The 4,008-nt window shown below is 40.6% G+C and carries 3 protein-coding genes; all 3 read left to right on the top strand.

Annotated elements, in window-relative coordinates:
• Window positions 1-292: 292 nt before the first annotated feature.
• The 3 genes from ACKLNX_RS00195 (at window position 293) to ACKLNX_RS00185 (ending at window position 3,555) form a co-directional block, all read left to right on the top strand.
• Window positions 293-625 (top strand): hypothetical protein, encoded by a 333-nt coding sequence (locus ACKLNX_RS00195; RefSeq protein WP_412970788.1) that lies wholly within the window; start codon window positions 293-295, stop codon window positions 623-625.
• Window positions 626-2,426: 1,801 nt separating this feature from the next.
• Window positions 2,427-2,591, top strand: a complete 165-nt coding sequence (locus ACKLNX_RS00190; RefSeq protein WP_412970787.1) for a hypothetical protein — start codon at window positions 2,427-2,429, stop codon at window positions 2,589-2,591.
• Between the two features lie 601 nt (window positions 2,592-3,192).
• Window positions 3,193-3,555, top strand: coding sequence for a hypothetical protein (locus ACKLNX_RS00185; RefSeq protein ID WP_412970786.1), 363 nt, complete (start codon window positions 3,193-3,195; stop codon window positions 3,553-3,555).
• The last annotated feature ends 453 nt before the right edge of the window (window positions 3,556-4,008 follow it).

Below are 4,008 nucleotides of genomic sequence, written 5' to 3'. Positions count from 1 at the left end.
ACTCTCATCTGCTTTTAATAAGATATTTTCGGGTGCGCGCGCATTTGCTGTATGGTCTTCGCCAGGATAATTCAGTTGTTGTTTCAGTCAAAGTTGGGTAATGTTTAACTTCAAACAACGTATCAAATAACAACATCAAAGGAGTGAGGTTTGTTAATTCAATATCGCAGTAATCCAACCAGTTATAACAATCGCATCAGTTCACTCCCTTCGGTCGCTGGGACAAGCTTACGGGCGCATTTCACTTCGTTCAAAAGCTGCACCCATAAACTTGCCCTCTATGCGGGGTGTTATGCGTAAATTAATGACCCTACCGAGAGATATTGAAGCAGAAATATACTTTCTTACCCCGAACGAGGGAGGTAGAAGCACACCAGTATTCAGTGGTTACCGTGGGCAGTTTTATTATGATGGCTTAGATTTCGACGCTCGGCAGGAATATCCTGATGTTGAGACAGTTAAACCCGGTGAAACAGTTAGAACATATCTAGCATTTATGAGTCCAAAACTGCATCACAAAAAACTCTACGAAGGTATGGAGTTTCTGGTGCGAGAAGGCGCAAAAACTGTCGGGAAAGGCACAGTTACAAAAGTAATAGATCTTGAAAAATCTGCTAAAAACTGAATAGAGAACATAATAAATCACTTAACCTAGACTGCTATAAATGGGTACTCGTTGATTTTCTTATGCGAGCTTCGTGGGATGCTGATATTGAGTTATTGCCTCATCAATATATTCACAGGCTTGACGTTTGTAATTGTGAACCCTTCAACAATAAGACAGTGGCTTCCATATTCGCGAGCATTTGTCGTTTGGTTTCCGCTAACATGCATAAGTTCTCGTCGCGAAAGTTCAGTTCATGCTCGTTCTTTCAAGAGTCACTCTCATCTGTTTTTAATAAGTTGTTTTCGGGTGCGCGCGCATTCGCTGTTTGGTCTTCGCCAGGATAATTCAGTTGTTGTTTCAGTCAAAGTTGGGTAATGTTTAACTTCAAACAACGTATCAAATAACAACATCAAAGGAGTGAGGTTTGTTAAATCAACATTGCATTAATCCAACCAGTTATAACAAACGCATCAGTTCACTCCCTCCGGTCGCTGGGACAACTTTACGGGCGCATTTCGCTTCGCTCAATAGCTGCACCCATAAACTTGCCCTCTATGCGGGGTGTTATCGGTAACACAAAAAACTGAAAGCGGCGTAAGCCCAAAAGCGGTGCTTCGTTAGCTTTTCTTATCCGTGGTTCGCGGGCTGCCGGTGTTTGGTTATTGCCTCATCAGCGCATTCAAAAGCTCGACGTCTGTAACTGTAAATTCTTCAGCAGTAAGACAATGGTTTCCATGTTCGCGAGCATTAGTAGTTTGGTTGCCGCTAACAAACATCTGTTCTCGTCGCGAAAGTTCAGTGCAAGCTCGTTCTTTCACGAGTCATTCTCAAAGGTTTTAAACCAGTTAATTTCGGGTGCGCGCGCATTGGTTGTTTGGTCTTCGCCAGGATAATTCAGTTGTTGTTTCGGTTAAAGTTGGGTAATGTTTACATTCAAACAAAGCATCAAACAACATCAAAGGAGTGAGGTTTGTTAATTCAATATCGCAATAATCCAACCAGTTATAACAAACGCATTAGTTCACTCCCTTCGGTCGCTGGGACAACTTTACGGGCGCATTTCGCTACGCTCAAAAGCTGCACCCATAAACTTGCCCTCTATGCGGGGTGTTATGCATAGTCGAATCAGAAGCTCACATAAGACGGTATTGCTTCTGTGTATATCATTTTTATTTGCGTCGGGAGCAGATCAGTATTACCTGTTAGAATTTGGTCAGCCCGATATTACTTTTCTTCCTCATTCGCTAGCCATAGCTATTTGCCTTTTCTTCTGGTGTAAGCAACATGGAAAAGAACACAACAAAACGAATTTAAAATTTTATCCATTGGGTTGCGCGTTTTTCGGTTTTATTGGCGTTCCTGTATATGCATTTCGATTTTTTGGATTCAAAAGCGGGGTTATTCTGCTGTCTAAAGCACTATTAGTTCTTTTGTTAACGGTTTTGGCTAGCTTTGGGGTTAGTGAGCTTGTAGGATTAATTTTTAAATAGCAAACAATTACTACATAACTGTTAAGAGTAAGCTCTCCCTTTCAAAAGGTACGCTCATCTGTTTTTAATGAGTTATTTTCGGGTTCGCGAGCATTCGCTGTTTGGTCTTCGCTGGTCAACATCAGTTGTTGTTTTGAGCTCAAACGAGTATATTTTTACCTAAATGGTTAACGCAGGGAGACATGGATTGTTTAGTTAAAACCGTAATAAATTCAAGCTACATAACAAACGCATCAGTTCACTCCCTTCGGTCGCTGGGACAACTTTACGGGCGCATTTCGCTACGCTCAAGAGCTGCACCCATAAACTTGCCCTCTATGCGGGGTGTTATGAGTAATTATCCGCCAGTTGAAAATCCAAGCCTAGTAGGAACATTTGAAGCCAGAGCAAAAGCTGGCGGAGGATATGTTTGGGATGCAGTATTAGAATATAGAGTTTGGTGCAGCTCAAGTAATGGTGCACCAGACTTATATGAGGGTAACGACTATTATTAAGTATTTGAAACCTGCGAGGACGCACTAGAGTTTTCTAAGAAGAACTTAGGTTGTGAAACACCGTTAGCTTTAGTCCTTCAAAAAGAATACATAGATGAACCTAAGCCAGGTGTATTTATTCATAAAAAAGAAACGCGAATTGCTGAATGGCATTATGAGCTCTTATCTAGGCCAAGAAGAACAGAGTCCACGATCCTAAATTTTATGTCAAAAGACGCGCCAGATAATCGATTGGATATTATCAGAGGCCTAGTATAGAAAATGCAATGAAAGCTCGTTCTCTCAAGAGTCACTCTCATCTGTTTTTAATGAGTTATTTTCGGGTTCGCGAGCATTGGTTTTTTGGTCTTCGCTAGTCAACTTCAGTTGTTGTTTTGAGTTCAAACGAGTATATTTTTACCTAAATGGTTAACGCAGGGAGGCATGGATTGTTTTATCAAAATAGCAGTAATTCAACCAATTATAACAAACGCATTAGCTCACTCCCTTCGGTCGCTGGGACAACTTTACGGGCGCATTTCGCTACGCTCAAGAGCTGCACCCATAAACTTGCCCTCTATGCGGGGTGTTAGGTTTTGTCGTTAAAGCTGGAGGATTAAAATTGAGTAAATGGTTTGCAGTTGCAGGTTGTATGTTTTTAAGTATATCTATTGTTGATTTTCTTAGCTTGTACGCTCCTTTGGTTTCTCTTCTGCAGCAAAACCTAGTGTTTAATGAACCTGCCGACCCAAGAGTAATCGCTGGGGCAATAAGTTCTTCTATGGTGTCTCAAATGGCTTCTGTACTTTTTTATATTATCCCGATTTTAATGTGCTCAATGGCGTCAATTAAATATAAATTTGATGCAAGGTGGTACAAAATAACGCTAAAGATTTTTGGGTTTATATTGTTACTAACGCCGATTATTAATTCGGTAATTGGTATCTATGTTCTTTTTTTGGGGTTCCGTAAAAAATCGCTGTGATAATAGCTCTAATTGCTGGCTCGTTCTTTCAAGAGTCCCTCTCATCTGTTTTTAATGAATAATTTTCGGGTTCGCGAGCATTCGCTGTTTGGTCTTCGCTGATTAACATTAGTTGTTGTTTTGGATTCAAACGAGTATATTTTTACCTAAATGGTTAACGCAAGGAGGCATTAAATGTTTAATCAAAACCGGGTTAAATCAACCTTTGCTAACAAACGCATCAGTTCACTCCCTTCGGTCGCTGGGACAAGCTTACGGGCGCATTTCGCTTCGCTCAAAAGCTGCACCCATAAACTTGCCCTCTATGCGGGGTGTTATATGCCAGTGAGAACATTTAAAATTTTTGCGCTAAATTAGCAAAACTATGGAGTGACTTTAAAAGTATGGAAGTATACGAATACGATTTAGTTGCGTTACTTATTCTTATCATTGGCCTCTATGTACTAACTAAAA

Source organism: Glaciecola sp. MF2-115, from assembly GCF_047250385.1.
Lineage (GTDB): Bacteria > Pseudomonadota > Gammaproteobacteria > Enterobacterales > Alteromonadaceae > Glaciecola.
The sequence above is the reverse complement of the archived record's forward strand: the minus strand, read 5'-3'. Positions and strand labels throughout refer to the sequence as shown.

What these genes read in the sequence shown, in the direction of transcription:
- ACKLNX_RS00195 (WP_412970788.1), top strand. Translation starts at nt 293, where the DNA reads ATGCGTAAATTAATGACCCTACCGAGAGATATTGAAGCAGAAATATAC.
- ACKLNX_RS00190 (WP_412970787.1), top strand. Translation starts at nt 2,427, where the DNA reads ATGAGTAATTATCCGCCAGTTGAAAATCCAAGCCTAGTAGGAACATTT.